16 protein-coding genes are annotated in these 16,227 nt (G+C 61.0%); 7 read left to right on the top strand and 9 right to left on the bottom strand.

The window, feature by feature from the left end; translation table 11 throughout:
* Window positions 1-38 precede the first annotated feature (38 nt).
* Both KGA81_RS12100 and KGA81_RS12095 read right to left on the bottom strand, forming a co-directional pair.
* Window positions 39-995: an alpha/beta fold hydrolase gene (locus tag KGA81_RS12100; protein WP_223546057.1), complete on the bottom strand. Its 957-nt coding sequence runs from the start codon at window positions 993-995 to the stop codon at window positions 39-41.
* Between the two features lie 22 nt (window positions 996-1,017).
* Window positions 1,018-2,472, bottom strand: coding sequence for a flavin-containing monooxygenase (locus tag KGA81_RS12095; protein ID WP_223546012.1), 1,455 nt, complete (start codon window positions 2,470-2,472; stop codon window positions 1,018-1,020).
* A gap of 198 nt (window positions 2,473-2,670) precedes the next feature.
* Between KGA81_RS12095 and KGA81_RS12090 the strand changes: the two genes are divergently transcribed.
* The gene (locus KGA81_RS12090) at window positions 2,671-3,744 is read left to right on the top strand and encodes a diguanylate cyclase (protein WP_223546011.1); all 1,074 of its coding nucleotides are present in this window, start codon (window positions 2,671-2,673) and stop codon (window positions 3,742-3,744) included.
* Window positions 3,745-4,000: 256 nt separating this feature from the next.
* On the opposite strand, the gene KGA81_RS12085 is transcribed toward KGA81_RS12090, so the two are convergent.
* The 3 genes from KGA81_RS12085 to KGA81_RS12075 form a co-directional block, all read right to left on the bottom strand.
* Window positions 4,001-4,870 (bottom strand): oxaloacetate decarboxylase, encoded by an 870-nt coding sequence (locus KGA81_RS12085; protein ID WP_108219687.1) that lies wholly within the window; start codon window positions 4,868-4,870, stop codon window positions 4,001-4,003.
* Window positions 4,871-5,012: 142 nt separating this feature from the next.
* On the bottom strand, window positions 5,013-6,047 hold the full coding sequence (gene astA / locus KGA81_RS12080; RefSeq protein ID WP_223546010.1) for an arginine N-succinyltransferase: 1,035 nt from the start codon (window positions 6,045-6,047) through the stop codon (window positions 5,013-5,015).
* Window positions 6,048-6,099: 52 nt separating this feature from the next.
* Window positions 6,100-7,116, bottom strand: coding sequence for an arginine N-succinyltransferase (locus KGA81_RS12075; RefSeq protein WP_223546009.1), 1,017 nt, complete (start codon window positions 7,114-7,116; stop codon window positions 6,100-6,102).
* 563 nt (window positions 7,117-7,679) lie between these two features.
* On the opposite strand from KGA81_RS12075, the gene KGA81_RS12070 reads away from it, so the two are divergent.
* Together KGA81_RS12070 and cobF are read left to right on the top strand one after the other, a co-directional pair.
* The gene (locus KGA81_RS12070) at window positions 7,680-8,252 is read left to right on the top strand and encodes a histidine phosphatase family protein (protein WP_223546008.1); all 573 of its coding nucleotides are present in this window, start codon (window positions 7,680-7,682) and stop codon (window positions 8,250-8,252) included.
* Window positions 8,252-9,007, top strand: a complete 756-nt coding sequence (gene cobF / locus KGA81_RS12065; RefSeq protein WP_223546007.1) for a precorrin-6A synthase (deacetylating) — start codon at window positions 8,252-8,254, stop codon at window positions 9,005-9,007. Before KGA81_RS12070 ends, cobF begins: the two co-directional genes overlap by 1 nt.
* Before the next feature lie 107 nt (window positions 9,008-9,114).
* Here the strand turns inward: cobF and ftrA are convergent, their stop codons facing one another.
* Window positions 9,115-10,089, bottom strand: a complete 975-nt coding sequence (ftrA, locus tag KGA81_RS12060; RefSeq protein ID WP_223546006.1) for a transcriptional regulator FtrA — start codon at window positions 10,087-10,089, stop codon at window positions 9,115-9,117.
* A gap of 101 nt (window positions 10,090-10,190) precedes the next feature.
* Here ftrA and KGA81_RS12055 point away from each other — a divergent pair, with 101 nt between their 5' ends.
* A complete protein-coding gene (locus KGA81_RS12055) occupies window positions 10,191-10,625 on the top strand; it encodes a rhodanese-like domain-containing protein (RefSeq protein ID WP_223546005.1) in 435 nt (144 codons plus the stop codon).
* Window positions 10,626-10,779: 154 nt separating this feature from the next.
* On the opposite strand, the gene KGA81_RS12050 is transcribed toward KGA81_RS12055, so the two are convergent.
* The gene (locus KGA81_RS12050; protein ID WP_223546004.1) at window positions 10,780-11,421 is read right to left on the bottom strand and encodes a type 1 glutamine amidotransferase; all 642 of its coding nucleotides are present in this window, start codon (window positions 11,419-11,421) and stop codon (window positions 10,780-10,782) included.
* A 330-nt stretch (window positions 11,422-11,751) separates the two neighbouring features.
* Here KGA81_RS12050 and KGA81_RS12045 point away from each other — a divergent pair, with 330 nt between their 5' ends.
* From KGA81_RS12045 to KGA81_RS12035, 3 genes are all read left to right on the top strand, one after another.
* Window positions 11,752-12,531: an ABC transporter substrate-binding protein gene (locus KGA81_RS12045; protein WP_223546003.1), complete on the top strand. Its 780-nt coding sequence runs from the start codon at window positions 11,752-11,754 to the stop codon at window positions 12,529-12,531.
* Between the two features lie 101 nt (window positions 12,532-12,632).
* Window positions 12,633-13,745, top strand: coding sequence for a succinylglutamate desuccinylase/aspartoacylase family protein (locus KGA81_RS12040; RefSeq protein WP_223546002.1), 1,113 nt, complete (start codon window positions 12,633-12,635; stop codon window positions 13,743-13,745).
* A gap of 190 nt (window positions 13,746-13,935) precedes the next feature.
* Window positions 13,936-14,652: an alpha/beta hydrolase gene (locus KGA81_RS12035; protein WP_223546001.1), complete on the top strand. Its 717-nt coding sequence runs from the start codon at window positions 13,936-13,938 to the stop codon at window positions 14,650-14,652.
* 3 nt (window positions 14,653-14,655) lie between these two features.
* On the opposite strand, the gene KGA81_RS12030 is transcribed toward KGA81_RS12035, so the two are convergent.
* Together KGA81_RS12030 and KGA81_RS12025 are read right to left on the bottom strand one after the other, a co-directional pair.
* On the bottom strand, window positions 14,656-15,225 hold the full coding sequence (locus KGA81_RS12030; protein ID WP_223546000.1) for a hypothetical protein: 570 nt from the start codon (window positions 15,223-15,225) through the stop codon (window positions 14,656-14,658).
* A gap of 138 nt (window positions 15,226-15,363) precedes the next feature.
* A complete protein-coding gene (locus tag KGA81_RS12025; protein WP_223545999.1) occupies window positions 15,364-16,158 on the bottom strand; it encodes a hypothetical protein in 795 nt (264 codons plus the stop codon).
* Window positions 16,159-16,227: the final 69 nt, after the last annotated feature.

The following is a 16,227-nucleotide window of genomic DNA, read 5'->3' as shown; positions in this document are numbered from 1 at the left end:
GAACTTCATTCTGCAAAGGACTGCCAGGGGGGATCTCCCTAGTGCAGTCGTTGATCCTGTGGGCTCTCCGAGCGCAGCGATGCCAAAAACTCCCGATACAGCCGCGCCGTACCGGTGGGGGCTTCGACCATGGGCATGTGCCCGACGGCGTCCCAGATATGCACGCGCAGGTCGGCGATGCCCTTGCTCCAGACGGCCACGCTGCTGACATCGATCAGCCGGTCCTTGCGCCCCCACAGCAACAGGGTCGGGGCGGTGATGTCGGGCAGGTGCGGTTCCATCGGCGGGCTGGCGCGCATTTCGCGGAAGATTTCTTCCAGCTCCTCGCGGGACTGTTCATAGCGCTGGGCGACAGCATCGAGAATCAGCTTCGGTACCCAGGGTGGCGACGCCATGGTCATGGCGTAGAAGCGCTGGAATTCTTCGCGCGAGTGAATCAGAAACGGGTTGTGGCCCTTGGCCAAATGCCGCTCGAGGTCGCTGGGCTCGGGCGCGGTGACACCCGCCGGGTCGATCAGCGCAACGGACACAATGCGCTCGGGGTAGGTGGCCGCCAGCCATGCGGCCATGTAGCCGCCCATGGAATGGCCGATGACGTGGACTTTCTCCACCCCGCACACGTCCAGCAACTGGATCATGCGCTTGGCCTGTAGCGGGATGTCATAGCCGCCGCCGGCCTTGAAGCCGGTTTCGCCATGGCCGGCGATGTCCGGGATGATCACCCGGTGGCTGCCGACAAAATGCCGGGCGAAACGCAGCCAGAGGTTCTTGTCAGCGCCGAAGCCATGGAGCATCAGCACATTGCTGGTGGCCTCGTACGGCCCGCCTTGCCAGGTCGAGACGGTCATCTCGGGGATGGGCACGACGATTTTGTGCAGCCGGTACAACTTGGCCTCGGCGGCCATGTTCAAGTCATAGAGCCAGTAGCCGATGGCCGGGTAGGTCAGCCAGCTCCAGGCGACGAACACTGCGAGAACGACGAATAACAAAAGCATCATGCGTCTCCCTTGTATCTGCTCAGGACAAAATGTGATCGGCGGGTTTCAGCGCTCGGGTCAAGCGGTGAAAGCTGAAGCTGAACCCCGGAAACATGGCGATCACATGACCGCTCCTGCTTTGATACCAACTGTGGCAGCCACCGGACTTCCACACGGTGCGTTCCATTTCCCGGTGGATCATTTCAGTGTAGGTACGTTCCGCCTCATGGCGAACTTCGATGCTGTGTAAACCTTGATCCTTCAAGGTGCGAATGCAATCGAGGATGTAATTCATCTGGGATTCGATGATAAACAGCGCCGACGTGTGGCCGATGCCGGTGTTCGGCCCGGTGACGATGAACAGATTGGGGAAGTCGGGCAGGGCGGTGCCGAGATAGGCCCGCGGATATTGTGCCCAGACCTCCTTGAGGCAGATGCCGTTTTTGCCCTTTACCGGGTAGCAAATCACCCCGTCGGTGGCATCGTAGCCGGTGGACCAGACGATCAGGTCCACGTCGATGTGTTGACCCTCCAGGGTAACGATGCCGGTTTCATCGATGGACGCGATGCCTTGTTCGCGGCTGTGCAGCGTCACGTTGCGGCGGGCCAGGGCCGGGTACAGTGTGCTGGACAGAATCACCCGTTTGCAGCCCATGGTGTAGTCCGGCGTCAGTTTGCGCCGCAGTTCGGCGTCCGGCACCTGGAGCTTGAGCAAGCGCAGGGCCCGGCGCTGAACCCTGTGCACGGCCGGCTTGGAATACTTGAAACCAAACACCCGGGTTTCAAATTGCCAGTAGATACCCCAGCGCAGCAACTTGTAGGCGGGTTTGAGCCCCAGCAGCCAGCGCTGGAAGCGGCCAAACCGGTGATCGGCCCGGGGCAATACCCAGTGGGGTGTGCGCTGGAACACATGCAAGTGCCCGACGTCCGGGGCAATGGCCGGAATCACCTGGGCCGCACTGGCGCCGCTGCCGACGATGGCCACGGATTTTTGCCGGTAGTCGTAGCCGTGATCCCAGTTGTTGGTGTGAAACGTCTTGCCCTGAAAGCGTCCCTGGCCGTCGAAGCACGGTACCACCGGTTGACTCAACGGCCCGGTCGCGTTGATCAGGAACTGCGCGCAATACGTGCCTTTGCCGACGGTGTAAACCGTCCAGCGCCTGTTGGCGTCGTCCCATTCGATGCGCTCGACATTCGCGTCCAGTTCCACCTTGTCCCGCAGGCCGAAGTGTTCCACCACATGGCGGGTGTAGCGGCGTAGTTCGGTCTGTTCGGCGAACATTTGTGTCCAGCGATAAGGGGCGAAAGACAATGAGTAAAGCGGCGAGGGCACATCGACTGCCGCGCCGGGATAAGTGTTCTGGCACCAGGTGCCGCCGAAAAAATCCCGGCGCTCCAGCAGGCGGAAATCGTCGATGCCGGCCTTGAGCAAATTGATTGCAGCACATTGGCCTCCAAAACCGCTGCCGATGATCAATACTTGAAAGGTCTGCATGGGCCTCCTCTTATGGTCATCGATCAACTCTTCTTTCATGTATAGCCGTTTCTGGAGACGAGGCTTTTGCTTTTATGCGAGCGTGATATCGCGATACTCAGCCTGTCAGTCGGTGGTGGCTATTTGATTTCACCCTGATAGACTCCAGCACACAGGCACAGGCTGTTATCGCATTCCGTCGAGTGGCACAGAGGCCCTATGGCAAAAACGGGAGGAAAGGGATCTTCATTGGCCAGGAGGCTCTACACATCGCGAATCCTGGGGGTGGCCCTGGGACTGGTGTGTGTGAGCGCGGCGATGTATCCACTCGATCCGGCGCCCTGGGTCTGGGGATTCATGTGGTTCAACGGCCTGGTCTGGCCGCACCTGGCCTACCAATGGGCGCGCCGGGCCAGGACGCCCTATCATGCCGAACACCGAAATCTGCTGATCGATGCCTTTCTCGGTGGCTTCTGGATTGCCGCCATGCAATTCAATCCACTGCCCAGCGCGACCACCATCTCCATGATGGCCATGCATAATGTGGCCATCGGCGGTTTGCGCTTCCTGCTGGCCGGGACGGCCGCGCAAGTGCTGGGCCTCTGCGTAGGCTTGCAGATTTTCGCCCCGGCGTTCATTCCTGCTACCAGCCCGGTGCAGCTCTATGCCTGTTTGCCATTGCTGTGCCTGTATCCGTTGGCGCTGGGCTGGTTCTGCTTCCGCCAGGCCCATACCCTCGGCCGTCAGAAGCGTGAACTGCTGGCACTGAGCCGCACCGACAGCCTGACGGGCCTGCTCAACCATGGCTCCTGGAAGGACCAGCTGGAGGTCGAGTTCCAGCGTTGCACACGTCAGCAAAAAGGCGGGGCGATTGCACTGATCGATATCGACCATTTCAAAGCCATCAACGATACCTACGGCCATGTCGCTGGGGACATCGTCCTGCGTCAGTTGAGCAAAATGCTCAGGCACAGCCTGCGAGCGACCGATGTGGCGGGGCGCTACGGCGGTGACGAGTTCTGCGTGATCCTTCCGGACCTGCCCCTGAACCGCGCCGCCGCCGTCATGGAAGCCCTGCGCGATCGCTTCGCCACCTTGGGGGACGAGCAGAACCCGGCGCTGAAAGTCAGCCTGAGCATTGGCCTGGCGTCATTCAACCCGGCCCACCCCGACGCGACGTTTTGGCTCAACGACGCCGACCATGCGCTATACGAAGCCAAGACCACCGGGCGTAATCGAGTGATCTGTTGCGGCAATGGCAAACCCCATCGCGAATTGCTCGATTCGGTGTGATCGTCCAGCGCAAAGTCTGTAGGAGCCGGTATTCCCCGCATCGGCGTTTGGCCGCAGTCCCTCTGTAGGCGCTGGCTTGTCGGGTCGCCGCATCGCAGCGAAGGCGTTCGATCAGCCGGTATCCACGTTGCTGACACACCGCTTTCGCTGGCAAGCCAGCTCCTACAGGTTTTTTGGATGAACGCAGTTTTTTGTACGCAAAAAAAACCTTGTTGGAGCGAGCCTGTTCGCGAGTGCGTCGATTCGGGCTAGACCGTCATTCCTTCACGCTCATGAATTCTTCCGCGTAGCGGATGTATTCCTCCGGTTGCGTGTAGGTGTGGGTCAGCTCGGTCGCGTTCAGGTCCGAGGTCTGGGTGAGTATCTGGCGTTGCTCACGCAGGCTGTCGTAGGTCGCCTTGATCGCGGCGAAGTACGCGCCATGGCCGTCGATGGTCACACGAACGCCCAGTTCCGCCAGGCGCTTGTCATCGCGTAGCAACGGGTTGCCGTAGGTCACCAGCATCAGCGGCACGCTCAGGTGCTCGGCGATCTGCTCCAGATGGTCGAAGTCCTTGACGCCCACCATGCAGATACCGTCGGCCCCGGCGCGCTGGTATTGCCGGGTGCGGCTGATGATTTCCTGCACCGGCGCAATCCCCGCATGGGTGCGGGCGATGATCGCCATTTCCTTGTCGCAGCGCGCTTCCAGTGCCGCGCGGATCTTGCCGACACCTTCGGCGACCGTGATCAGGTCGGTGGATTTGCGGCCAAACTGCGCAGGCAGCAGGGTGTCTTCGATGGTCAGCGCGGCGACGCCGGCCCGTTCGAGTTCGACGATGGTGCGCATGACGTTGAGCGCATTGCCGTAGCCGTGGTCGGCGTCGGCAATCACCGGCAACTGGGCGACACGGCCGATGCGGGTGGCCTGCTCAGCGAATTCGCTGAGGGTGATCAGGGCAAAGTCAGGGGCGCCCAGCACTTGCAACGAGGCGACCGAACCGCCAAGGATCCCGACTTCGAAGCCCAGGTCGGCGGCGATGCGGGCCGACATCGGGTCGAAAACCGAGGCTGTGTGGTAGCAAGTGTCGGAGGCGAACAATTGGCGAAAATTGCGGCGCAAATCTTGATGGGAAAGCCTGGACATATGAGTTCCACCAATGGAATGGAGGGGCTTGAGCAAAAGTGTCAACGCCTAAGAAATAAAAGGCTATCACGCGCGCAGGGGGACAATGATGACGAATTTGCCGGATCAGGCAGATTGATGTCGCAACGATGGAGCGGATAGGTCACGCCGCCTCGGCCTGTTGCCGTTGGTCAAGCAGCGGCACGGCGCGCACCGAGTCGCCCGGTTGCAGCTGCAAGCGCTTGGCGGTAAGGCGGTCAACCACCAGGCTGTTGCCCAACTGTCGTGCCGGGGCGCAGGTAATGCGGCAGTTTTCCAGGCGGCGGTTATGGATCAGCCAGAGGGGCGCTTTATCGTCCGGCGAGCCGATGGCCAGTGCCAGCGGTTGACTGTCGCGCACGGTGCGGATCCCGCAAACCGGGGCTTCAAGGACCGGTCCGCCGTCGAAGATATCGATGTAGCCCTTGTGGGCAAACCCTTCGGCGCTGAGGATTTTCAGGGCCGGCTCGGTATTGGGGTGGGCCTTGCCGATCACCGCCTGGGCCTGCTCGGTAAGCAGGCAGGTGTACAGCGGCTGGCGCGGCATCAATTCGGCGATGAACGATTTGTTGCCCAGCCCGGACAAGTGATCGGCGTAGCTGAAATCCATCTTGAAAAAGTGCCGGCCGAGGCTGTCCCAGAAAGGCGAGCCACCTCGTTCGTCGGCACTGCCGCGTAACTCGACGATGAGCCGGTTGCCGAACAGCTGCGTAAATTCGGCCACAAACAACAAACGCCCGAGCGAAAGCAAACGGCCGTTGCTGCCCTGGCGCTGATCGGGGCGCAGGTACAGCGAGCAGACTTGCGATTGCCCGGTCAATTCATTGCTCAGGAACAGGGTCGGGATCTGGCGCTCGATACCCAGGTCCGGTGCCGCACTGACCGTCAGCCCGACCCGGTAGTTGTACCAGGGTTCGCGCAGGCCGACGCCACCCGTCAGGGCGCTGACGCCCAGCACTTGCTGCTCGTCGTCCTCGAGCACGAACAGATAATCGGCATCGGCCCGATCGACCTGCCCGGCGAAAGTGCGTTGGGCCCAGCGGATCCGGTGGGCCAGGCGTTCTTCGTCGGCCGGCAGTCTGGTAAGTCCCGGAACCGCCTGACGCACCAGCGTGAGCAGGGTGGGCAGATCGGTGATCTGGACCGGACGGACAATCATGCGGCTGTTCCTTGTTCGTGTGTGCTCGGGCGGTGACGTCGCTGGCGGGTATTCACAGGGCTATCAGCCTGATCGTGCTGCCCTCGGTCACCTTCAGCGCCTTGCACATGGCTGCGTCCAGCGTGACGGGTTGCCCGGGGATGTAATCAAGATCGGCGACGATGGCCCGGTAATCCTTCAAGGAATCGTTGCTCACCAGAAAGCTGCCGCGGGCATCGATCACAGGTCCCGGCCGCGCGATAGCGCACTGGCTGTGGGCGATGGAACGAATGCCTGACGTGCGTGCATACAGGGTCGGGCCCCCATCGAACAAATCGATGTAGCTGTTGGTTTCGAAGCCTTCACGCTCGAGGATATCGAAGGCTTCCTGGCCGTCGGGGTGGATGCTGCCGATACAGTCCTGTGCCGCCTGGGGCAGCATGGGCACATAAATCGGATACTGCGGCATCAGTTCGGCGAGAAAGGTGCGGCTCTGCAGGCCGCAAAGCCGTTCGGCCTCGACGTAGGGCAAGTTGAAGAAATGCTTGCCCACTGCATCCCAAAATGGCGAGTGGCCTTCATCACTGCTGTAGCCGACGATTTCGGTGATCACCGTTTCGGAAAAACGCCGGGTGTGGGCGGCAATGAACAACAGGCGCGCCCGCGACAGCAGTTCGGAATGCGCGCTGCGCACAAGCGCGGCATCGATATGGAAGCCCCGCAACAAGGTGTGGCCACTGAGGTCGTGGCACAACGACAAGGCCGGTACACCGTGCTCGATGTTCAGTTCCCTGGAGGCACTGGTGAAGTGCCGGTTGCGCAGGCTGTAGAACGGCTCGTTGAACCCCGCCGTGGCGAGGATTTCCGAGCAGCCGACCAGGTGCTGCGTCGTCAGGTCTTCGAGCACAAAAAAATAGTTTTCCGGGCCATGACCCGCGACGTCCTTCTCGAACGAGGCACAGGAATCGAGGATTTTTCCGTGTAACCGTTCGCTATCGTCGGGCAGGGATGTAACGCCCACGAGGCTTTCACGAGCCAGCCTTTGTAACTGGGGCAGGTCGGCTGACTCGACTGGACGCAAGACCAGCATGGAGACACTCCTGTATCAAACGATTCGACGGTTTAGGCCGAACCTGACTATCACTGTCGGTTTTTCCACACATTCAACCGGTGGTCGTCTGAACGTTGTCAGGCGCCACTCTTTTTCTTGTCAGATGTTTATTGGAATGGACCGCATTAAACAAGAAATTGGCGATTCGGCGGCAGGCGATGCCTGGCCAGGTGCGTTGATCGGGTATTCGAGAAAGGGTGTCCGGGCTCCTGCTGGATGAGTGTGGAACATGATTTAACAGTCCGTTGAAAGGAGTATTTAATTATCGCGTCCTGCCTGTCTAGTGAATTTTCGCGCGGTCTGGCCGTGCCCGAAAAAGGGGCGAAGTGCCTGTACCAAGGGACTACGCCGATGTCGTAAAGTCTTGTAGGCAATTGCCTGAGTTGCGGTCAGACATCACAGGAAACCTGGCAGGAAATGACTGAAGGATCCGTTTCAAGCAGGAAAACTAAACACCCCCCGAGTCTGCTTTCTTGCGGCACAATTGCGCAATGGCGGTCACCTGACGCTGTCGTTCCTTTCCATTCATAGAGTGATTGCCGGTGCAGGCGACCCGTTTAACCCTGATTTGCCACGCTCGAACCGTTGCACAGAAATTGGCGCGGTTTCCTCTGGACGAACCGCTGGAGATGGATTGGCAAGCGCTCAGGCTTTCCCGTTGCAAGCAGTTCAAGGGCGCTGTGCGCCTTGTCTGCGGCCCGGAATCGCGTACGCGGCAAACCGCTGAACTGTTCGGCAGCGCGCCGCAGATTGTCGACGCACTGAAGGACTGCGACTTCGGGTGCTGGAACGGAATACGCATTAGCGATCTGCAAAAAAACGATTCCGAGGCGCTCCAGCACTGGCTGGGCGACCCGGCTTCGGCACCCCACGGTGGCGAGTCACTGGTGCAACTGGGCGAGCGGGTGGGCGCGTGGTTGACCGCGTTGCAGTCGACGCCGGGGCACATCGTTGCCATTACCCATCCATTCGTCATTCGCGCCGCGCTGACGCAGGTGTTGCAGGGGGGATCCTCCAGCCTGATCGACGTCGAACCCCTGTCCGCGGTCGAGTTGAGGTTCCATGGCCGCTGGCGGCTACGCTTGCCGGGCTCCGACGCCGAGGATTTGTCGTGATGAAAAAGCTCCTGGTTATCGGCATCGGTGCTGGCAATCCCGACTACATCACGATGCAAGCGGTGAAGGCGCTGAATCAGGTCGACGTTTTTTTTCTCATGGACAAGGGCGAGAGCAAAAACACACTCATCGATTTGCGACGCGAAATCTGCGAACGCTACATCACTGGCCACGATTACCGTTTTGTCGAGGCCCACAGCCCTGAACGCGAGCGCGGTGAGGTGGACTACAAGACCAGTGTCGACGACTTGAACCTGGCCAAACAGCAGACCTTCGAACGGTTGATCGACGAGGACATGTCCGACGGCCAGTGTGGAGGTTTTCTGGTGTGGGGCGACCCTGGGTTGTACGACAGCACCATTCGTATCCTCCAGGCCATTCAGGCTTCAGGCGCCTGTGCATTCGAGTTTGAGGTGATCCCCGGCATTACCAGCGTCCAGGCGTTGGCGGCACAGCACAAGGTGCCGCTCAACCAGATTGGCCGCTCGGTTGAAATCACCACGGGCCGGCGTCTGGCGGCAGGGCAGGTGAGCGATGCCGACAGCCTGGTGGTGATGCTCGATGCTCAGGATGCTTACCGTCAGGTGGTGGATCAGGACACCGAGATTTGCTGGGGCGCCTATTTGGGGACACCGGATCAAATCCTGATCCGCGGCAAGCTCAGGGATGTGGCGGATGACATCGAACGGGTGCGCAAGGCGGCGCGGCTGGCCAATGGCTGGATCATGGATACCTATTTATTGCGCAAGCCTTGAGTACTGAATTGCCCGGTCTGACGCCTTCGCGGGCAAGCCCGCTCCTACAGGGTTCGTGCAATCCTTGTAGGAGCGGGCTTGCCCGCGAAGAGGCCCTCGAGAACACCTCAAAAACCGGCATTACCCCCACGCCCAAACCGCTCCCGATACACCGAAGGCGGCACGCCAACCACCGTGCGAAAGGCCACCCGGAAGCTTTCCACCGAGCGATAACCACAACGTTCGGCGATCTGTTCGGTGTTCTGGTCGCTGCTTTCCAGCAGTTCGCGGGCACGCCCCAGACGTTCGTGCTGCAACCAGGTTTTCGGTGACTGGCCACTGGCTTCGGTGAAGCGGCGCAGGAACGTGCGTTCGCTCATGGCGGCTTCGCTGGCCAGGTCGCGCACCTCCAGTGGTTCGTGCAAACGTTCACGTGCCCACTGCATGACGCGGGAAAGATCGCTGCGCGGTGCAGGACTGACCGGCGTCGGAATGAATTGCGCCTGGCCACCACTGCGTTGCGGCGACATGACCAGGCGTCGGGCTACGGAGTTGGCCACCTGCGTGCCGAAATCCCGTGCCACCAGATGCAGGCAGGCATCGATGCCTGCCGCGCTGCCGGCCGAAGTGATCAATTGGCCGGAATCGACATACAGCACGTCCGGGTCCACCAGGATGCCGGGAAACCGTTCGGCCAGTTCCGAGGTATAGCGCCAGTGCGTGGTCGCGCCGCGGCCGTCGAGCAAGCCGGTAGCGGCGAGGACAAAAACGCCGGAGCAGATCGACAGCAACCGCGCACCCCGCGCATGGGCCTGGCGCAGAGCGGCGATCAGCTGCGCCGGTACTGCGGCGCTACGGTCGCGCCAGCCGGGGATGATGATGGTCCGCGCGTCGGCGAGCATTTCCATGCCGCCATCGGCCAGGACCTGGATGCCGCCCATGGCACGCATCGGGCCTTGATCGACGGCGACGATACGATGCTCGTACCACGGGAAATCGAATTCAGGGCGTGGCAGGCCGAAGATCTCCACGGCAATGCCGAACTCGAACGTGCAGAGGCCGTCGTAGGCCAGAATCGCAACCATTCCTGGGCTGGGGTGCATTTGGCGGAAAGTTCCCGGTGAGTGTCTTGTACGCCACTGTAGCTGCAAGTGGCTGGCGGATAAAGTCTTCCTGCACCCACCGATACCTTGGAGTACACAACATGAGCAGTCTGGTACGCGAAATTCCTGCCGCCCCATCGGCCATCGCCCTGATGCATTTCAGCAACCGTCTGACGTTCGAAACCGATTGTTCCGACGTCTACGGCAGCCAGCAGGCTGGCGAAGTCGATTTCATTCTGGTGGATGTTCGGGGGCCGCTGGCGTTCGAACGCGGGCATGTGCCGGGAGCGATCAACATTCCCGGGCGCTTGTTGAGCGCCGAAGGTTTGGCGGGTTATCCGAAAAACAGCCTGTTTGTGGTCTATTGCGCCGGGCCGCACTGCAATGGTGCCAACAAGGCTGCAGTGAAACTGGCGGCCCTGGGTTATCCGGTCAAGGAGATGATCGGCGGCGTGACCGGGTGGCTGGATGAGGGGTTTGAGTTGAGTGTCGCCGAGCAACGACCAGCCCGTGACATGATTGGCTGTGAATGCTGAGGCCCAAACACCATTGATCATTGTGGCGAGGGGGCTTGCCTGTGGCGAGGGAGCTTGCTCCCGCTCGGCTGCGAAGCAGACGCATTTTTTTGGGGCCGCTTCGCGACCCAGCGGGAGCAAGCTCCCTCGCCACAAGAGTGGTGTTACACACGGATCAGTGTTCGTTAGCGGCCGCCCACCACTCATCCAGTGTCGCCTGCAACCATGCCAACACATCGGCGTAGGGCGCATCGTCCTGCGGCCCCCGTGGCAATGGCGACTCCTCGCCAAAATGCGCATTGAGCAGGGCCACCGACTCGGCGTTCCATTCCGGGTGAAACTGCAACCCCAGCCGCGTCGGCCCGGCGCGGTACATCTGCTGTGCACATAACGCACTGCTGGCCAGCAGTTGCGCGTTGGGTGGCAGGTCGATGGCGTCTTCGTGCCACTCCAGCACCTTCAGCGTTTGCCCATCGATAAAGGTCACGCGGGTCCATCCGGTTTCGGTCTGCTCCATCCGCCGTACATTCCCTCCGAGACTCAACGCCAGCAACTGTGCCCCCAGGCATATCGCGAATACGGCCCCACCCAGTTCCAGACTGCCGTCAAGCCATTGCCGTTCGGCTTCCAGCCAGGCCGGACCGGCATTGGATTCATAAGGCCCGCCCAACAGGATCACCGGGTCGGCGCTGACGGGCGGCAATTGGCCGAGGTCGGCGCGAAATACGTTCAGCGCCACCCCTCGGGATTCGGCCCAGATGGCGATGGCACCCGGACCTTCGGCGGGGTGGTGCTGGATCAGGTTCAACGTGGGCATCGCGTTACTCTCGATGGGATGCAAGGGCGCTCAATGTGCCGCAAAACATCCGGCACCGCCAGTCGGCTCATTGGGTCGGATGAAGCCGCAAACGCTGCAGGTTTGTGCTGAAAACGCGACTTGTCTGACAGACTTTGCCCCGTGATGGCGCGTGCATCTCAATACCTCCATCCTGCCGCCACTTTTCTATAAATATTTGTCGCTTCGGCGTAATTTGCCCACCTGTAGCCGCTCTAGACTGCCGGCCACTTCGGCTTCCGCTCACGAAGCGATGACCGAACGCTGCCAATCGAAGCTGCCAATAAAAGCCTCCGCACACAGGAGTTATAAATGAAGAAGCTAGTGATGTTCGGTGCCCTGGCACTGTCGATGTTGTCCCTGACCGCCGTGGCCGCAGACGCCAAGCCGATCCGCATCGGTATCGAAGCCGGCTACCCGCCGTTCTCGATGAAAACCCCAGACGGCAAACTCACCGGTTTCGACGTGGACATCGGCGATGCCCTGTGCGAGCAGATGAAGGTCAAGTGTACCTGGGTCGAGCAAGAGTTCGACGGCCTGATCCCTGCGCTGAAGGTCAAGAAAATCGACGCTATCCTGTCGTCCATGACCATCACGGATGATCGCAAGAAGAACGTCGATTTCACCATCAAGTACTACCACACCCCGGCGCGCTTCGTGATGAAGGAAGGCAGCGACGTCAAGGACCCGCTGACCGAGCTCAAGGGCAAGAAAGTCGGTGTCCTGCGCGCCAGTACCCACGACCGTTTCGCCACTGAAGTACTGCAACCGGCGGGGATTGTCCTGGTGCGTTACGGCTCCCAGCAGGAAGCCAACCTGGACATGGTCTCCGGCCGCATTGACGCGTTGCTGGCCGACTCGGTCAACCTGGACGACGGTTTCCTGAAAACCGACGCCGGTAAAGGTTTTGCCTTTGTCGGCCCTGAGTACAACGATCCGAAATACTTCGGTGGCGGCGCCGGCATTGCCGTGCGCAAGGGTGATACCGCCCTGGCCGAGCAATTCAACACAGCGATCACCGCAATCCGCGCCAACGGCAAGTACAAGCAAGTGCAGGACAAGTACTTCAAGTTTGACGTATACGGCGAGTAAGCGTGCGGGTTGAAAAAGTGGCAACCGTTGACGCGGTTGCCATTTTTTTTGTGTTCCTGATTTATCCTGCCTGACACATATCCCAACTGTAGGAGTTTCCCATGCAACGCATCGACCACAAGCTTCCCTGGAGCCACCTGGGCACCGAGCGCACCCTGAGCGTGTTTCGTTATGGCGCGGGCACGCGCAAGGTGTATATCCAGGCCAGTCTGCACGCCGACGAATTGCCGGGCATGCGCACGGCCTGGGAGTTGAAGAAACGCCTGACCGAACTTGAACAGCAGGGGCAATTGAACGGTGTGATCGAACTCGTGCCGGTGGCCAATCCCATTGGCCTCGATCAGCACTTGCAAGGCAGCCACATGGGGCGTTTCGAGCTGGGCAGCGGCAAGAACTTCAACCGCTCGTTCGTCGAACTCAGTGCGCCGGTGGCCGGGTTGATCGGTGATCGCCTCGGCAGCGATGCCCAGGCCAACATCGCGCTGATTCGCCAGACCATGGGTCAGGTCCTCGACGACTTGCCAGCCGCGCCATCGCAACTGGAAGCGATGCACCGTCTGTTGCTGCGCCATGCCTGCGACGCCGACATCACCCTTGACCTGCATTGCGATTTCGATGCGGCGATCCACCTCTACGCCTTGCCGCAGCACTGGCCGCAATGGCAGTCCCTGGCGGCGCGTTTGAAGGCCGGCGTGGCGCTGCTGTGTGAAGACTCCGGCGGCAGCTCGTTCGATGAATCCTGTTCTGCGCCATGGTTGCGTCTGGCCAGAGCGTTCCCGACGGCGGTGATTCCACTGGCCAACCTGGCGACCACCCTGGAGCTGGGCAGCATGGGAGACACCCGCGTCGACCAGGCCCAGGCCAATTGCGAGGCCATTCTCGGGTTCCTTGCCGAGCAGGGATTCATCTCCGGCACATGGCCGGCGGCACCGGCCGAATGCTGTGAAGGCATGCCATTGGAAGGCACCCAATACCTGTTCGCACCGCATCACGGCGTGGTCAGCTTCCTGCGTGAAGCCGGGGAGTGGGTGGAGAAGGGCGATGCGCTGTTCGAGGTGGTCGACCCGTTGAACGACAAGGTCACCACCGTGCAGGCCGGCACCAGCGGTGTGTTGTTCGCCATTGACCGTGGGCGTTACACCCAGCCGGGGACCTGGCAGGCGAAGGTTGCCGGGCGCGAGGCGATTCGGGTGGGGAAGCTGGTCAACGACTGATCCTGGATTTTCCTTGTTTGTAATGGCCTCTTCGCTGGCAAGCCAGCTCCTACAACGGATTTGTGGCGTTCACTAAACCTGTAGGAGCGGGCTTGCCCGCGAAGACGGCTTCAGCTTCACCCGAGATGTTCCTGCCTGATTCACAGTGTTAGGCTCTTCCCCGAATCCTGCATTCCGTGAAGGAAGACCCATGTTGAAGATTCTCGCGCTGCTTACGCTTCTGGCATCCACTGTCGTCCACGCCCAAACCCCGCTGCAAACCGACTTGCCGCTCAAATACCTGGAGCAGGCCAACGCCGATTCGATCCATCAACCCCTGGTTATTTTCCTCCACGGTTACGGCAGTAACGAGCAGGACCTGTTCGGCATCAAGGATGACTTGCCCGAGTCCTACACCTACTTGTCGGTACGGGCACCGATTGTGACGCAGGAGGGCAGCTATCAGTGGTTTCGCAAGAAGGGCGAAGGGGCTTACAACGGCGAGACCGATGATCTGAAGTCCAGCGGCCAGTTGCTGCTGGACTTCGTTACACAGGCCACGAAGAAATATCACACCGAACCGGAGAAGGTGTTCCTGGTGGGGTTCAGCCAGGGTGCGATCATGTCCTACGAAGTGGGTCTGCGGCATCCCGAGGCGCTCGGTGGCATCGCCGCGTTGAGCGGACGGATTCTGCCGGTGCTCAAGTCCGGGCTTGTACCGGATGAAAAACGCCAGTCGCTGGCAATTTTCATCGGTCATGGCGAGCAGGACAAACGCCTTCCCTACAGCGACGGTACGGAAGCCAACAGCCTGTTGCAGAGCGTGTCACTGGAACCGGAGTTCCACGGCTACCCCGGTGTCGGCCACAACATCAGCGCCGACGAGATCCAGGATTTGAGCGCCTGGTTGCAGCGTCTCAACCCCTGAGCCTTATTTTCCGCTGACGATCTGTTTGATCAGGGTTTCGTGGGCCGCCATGTCGCCGGGACGGGAAATCACCTGGATCACCGCCATGCGGGTGCCGGACGCGGCCATCAGCGTGGTGGTGAGGGTCATGCCGCCGCCCCGGGTGGCAGTACCATCGACCTGGCGCAGGCCCAGCCCGGTTGTCCGGGTCAGGCTTTTCTCGCTCAGTTTGTTGTAGTCGGGCAGGGACTTGTGTTGCGCCGAATCGAAGTCAGCCACTGTGCCATCGAGGAACCCGCCGTCGTTGTCCTTGACGCTGACACCGTTGGGCAGGGTGTTTTCAGCGGCGATCACCACGGTCCTGGTGGTTTCATTGCTGTACAGGGTGCCACTGGCACCGTCCGGGCTGGCCGGCAGCGGGTTGGCGCTGAAACCCTTGGGCAGGTTGAAGGTAAACTTGCCGCCGAGCATCGAGACTTTCCGGGTTGGCGCGTTATCGCTGGACGGGGCCTTGGCGGCCTGCGCATTCAAAGCCCCAAGGCCGGTAGCGGCTGCCAGCAGCAGGACGAGGGCTTTTTTACTCAACAATGACATCGGAATCTCCAGGGATGGGCGCGCGGTGGGGCGCGATCATCCCATGGAGGTTGTGATGCATTCCAGCGTGCTCTACCCAGCGGTCACCTTGGCCGAGCACCCACCTCTGCTGAGGACAGCCCGATGAGCCGATACGGGCTAGCGTTTGATGGCAGCTCCTTCAGTGTCCGTCGTCGGGCCGGCCGGCCGCGCCAGCAGGCGTTTGGTCACGCCCAGCATGGCCACCGATACCGCGATGCCCAGCACAAAGGCGTTCATTCCCATCGTCGGCAGGGCCAGCGCCAACACCAGGCAGAAGGCGGCGAACGAGTACATGCCGGTGGCGGTGGCGCGCAGCAACGCGGCGGTAAAGGCCGGGCCACGGGTTTGCTGGGAGAACACCGCCATCACGCTACCCAATACCGGGAACACCGCCAGCAGGCCGCTCCAACGGTCGCCGACAGTGCTGGCCAGCAGGGTTACGACCAGCGTGAGCAAAGCACCGGCCAGCATTCGCAGCAGGAGCTTGTCGGATTTCGGTGCCGGGCCATTGAGCACCGGTTGCACGGCGGGAAACAGGTACGGTGCGGCGAGCAGCGCGGTGGCGGCGGCGCACACCGAAAACACCAGGGAGGCCGGGATCAGCGACAGGGCGATCGCCACCAGCGCCCAGACCGACAGCGAGATCAGCAACGCCAGCGGCCAACCGGCCCGTTGTGCGACCTGAGCGTAAGTCACGCAAAACGCAATCATCGCGAACATGGCCGACAGCGCAGCAGTGGCCGATTGCGCAGCGAACGCTTCGCCTTGTTCAAGGGCGAGGAACAACAGAATCGGCCCGACCACCACCGGCAACCCCGACAACCAACCGGCCACGCTCGGCCCCCAGCGTTTGCCAGCCAGGGAAATCAGTAGCAGGAAGCCTGGAATCACCAGCAGTTTAAGGATCAACACGCGCACGTCTCCGACCTGAGTGAGGTGGCAACGGTAGCATTAATCCCGAGTTGCGCCGGCAGTTGCTGG

Origin of the sequence: Pseudomonas sp. A-B-19, from assembly GCF_019947515.1 — a bacterium.
GTDB lineage: Bacteria > Pseudomonadota > Gammaproteobacteria > Pseudomonadales > Pseudomonadaceae > Aquipseudomonas.
This window is presented reverse-complemented; position numbering and strand designations above follow the sequence as displayed.

Coding starts and splice junctions, on each gene's coding strand:
- KGA81_RS12095 (WP_223546012.1), bottom strand. CDS start 2,472: ATGCAGACCTTTCAAGTATTGATCATCGGCAGCGGTTTTGGAGGCCAA.
- KGA81_RS12090 (WP_223546011.1), top strand. CDS start 2,671: ATGGCAAAAACGGGAGGAAAGGGATCTTCATTGGCCAGGAGGCTCTAC.
- KGA81_RS12055 (WP_223546005.1), top strand. CDS start 10,191: ATGAGCAGTCTGGTACGCGAAATTCCTGCCGCCCCATCGGCCATCGCC.
- KGA81_RS12075 (WP_223546009.1), bottom strand. CDS start 7,116: ATGCTGGTCTTGCGTCCAGTCGAGTCAGCCGACCTGCCCCAGTTACAA.
- KGA81_RS12040 (WP_223546002.1), top strand. CDS start 12,633: ATGCAACGCATCGACCACAAGCTTCCCTGGAGCCACCTGGGCACCGAG.
- KGA81_RS12035 (WP_223546001.1), top strand. CDS start 13,936: ATGTTGAAGATTCTCGCGCTGCTTACGCTTCTGGCATCCACTGTCGTC.
- astA (WP_223546010.1), bottom strand. CDS start 6,047: ATGATTGTCCGTCCGGTCCAGATCACCGATCTGCCCACCCTGCTCACG.
- KGA81_RS12050 (WP_223546004.1), bottom strand. CDS start 11,421: ATGCCCACGTTGAACCTGATCCAGCACCACCCCGCCGAAGGTCCGGGT.
- ftrA (WP_223546006.1), bottom strand. CDS start 10,089: ATGCACCCCAGCCCAGGAATGGTTGCGATTCTGGCCTACGACGGCCTC.
- cobF (WP_223546007.1), top strand. CDS start 8,252: ATGAAAAAGCTCCTGGTTATCGGCATCGGTGCTGGCAATCCCGACTAC.
- KGA81_RS12030 (WP_223546000.1), bottom strand. CDS start 15,225: ATGTCATTGTTGAGTAAAAAAGCCCTCGTCCTGCTGCTGGCAGCCGCT.
- KGA81_RS12085 (WP_108219687.1), bottom strand. CDS start 4,870: ATGTCCAGGCTTTCCCATCAAGATTTGCGCCGCAATTTTCGCCAATTG.
- KGA81_RS12100 (WP_223546057.1), bottom strand. CDS start 995: ATGCTTTTGTTATTCGTCGTTCTCGCAGTGTTCGTCGCCTGGAGCTGG.
- KGA81_RS12045 (WP_223546003.1), top strand. CDS start 11,752: ATGAAGAAGCTAGTGATGTTCGGTGCCCTGGCACTGTCGATGTTGTCC.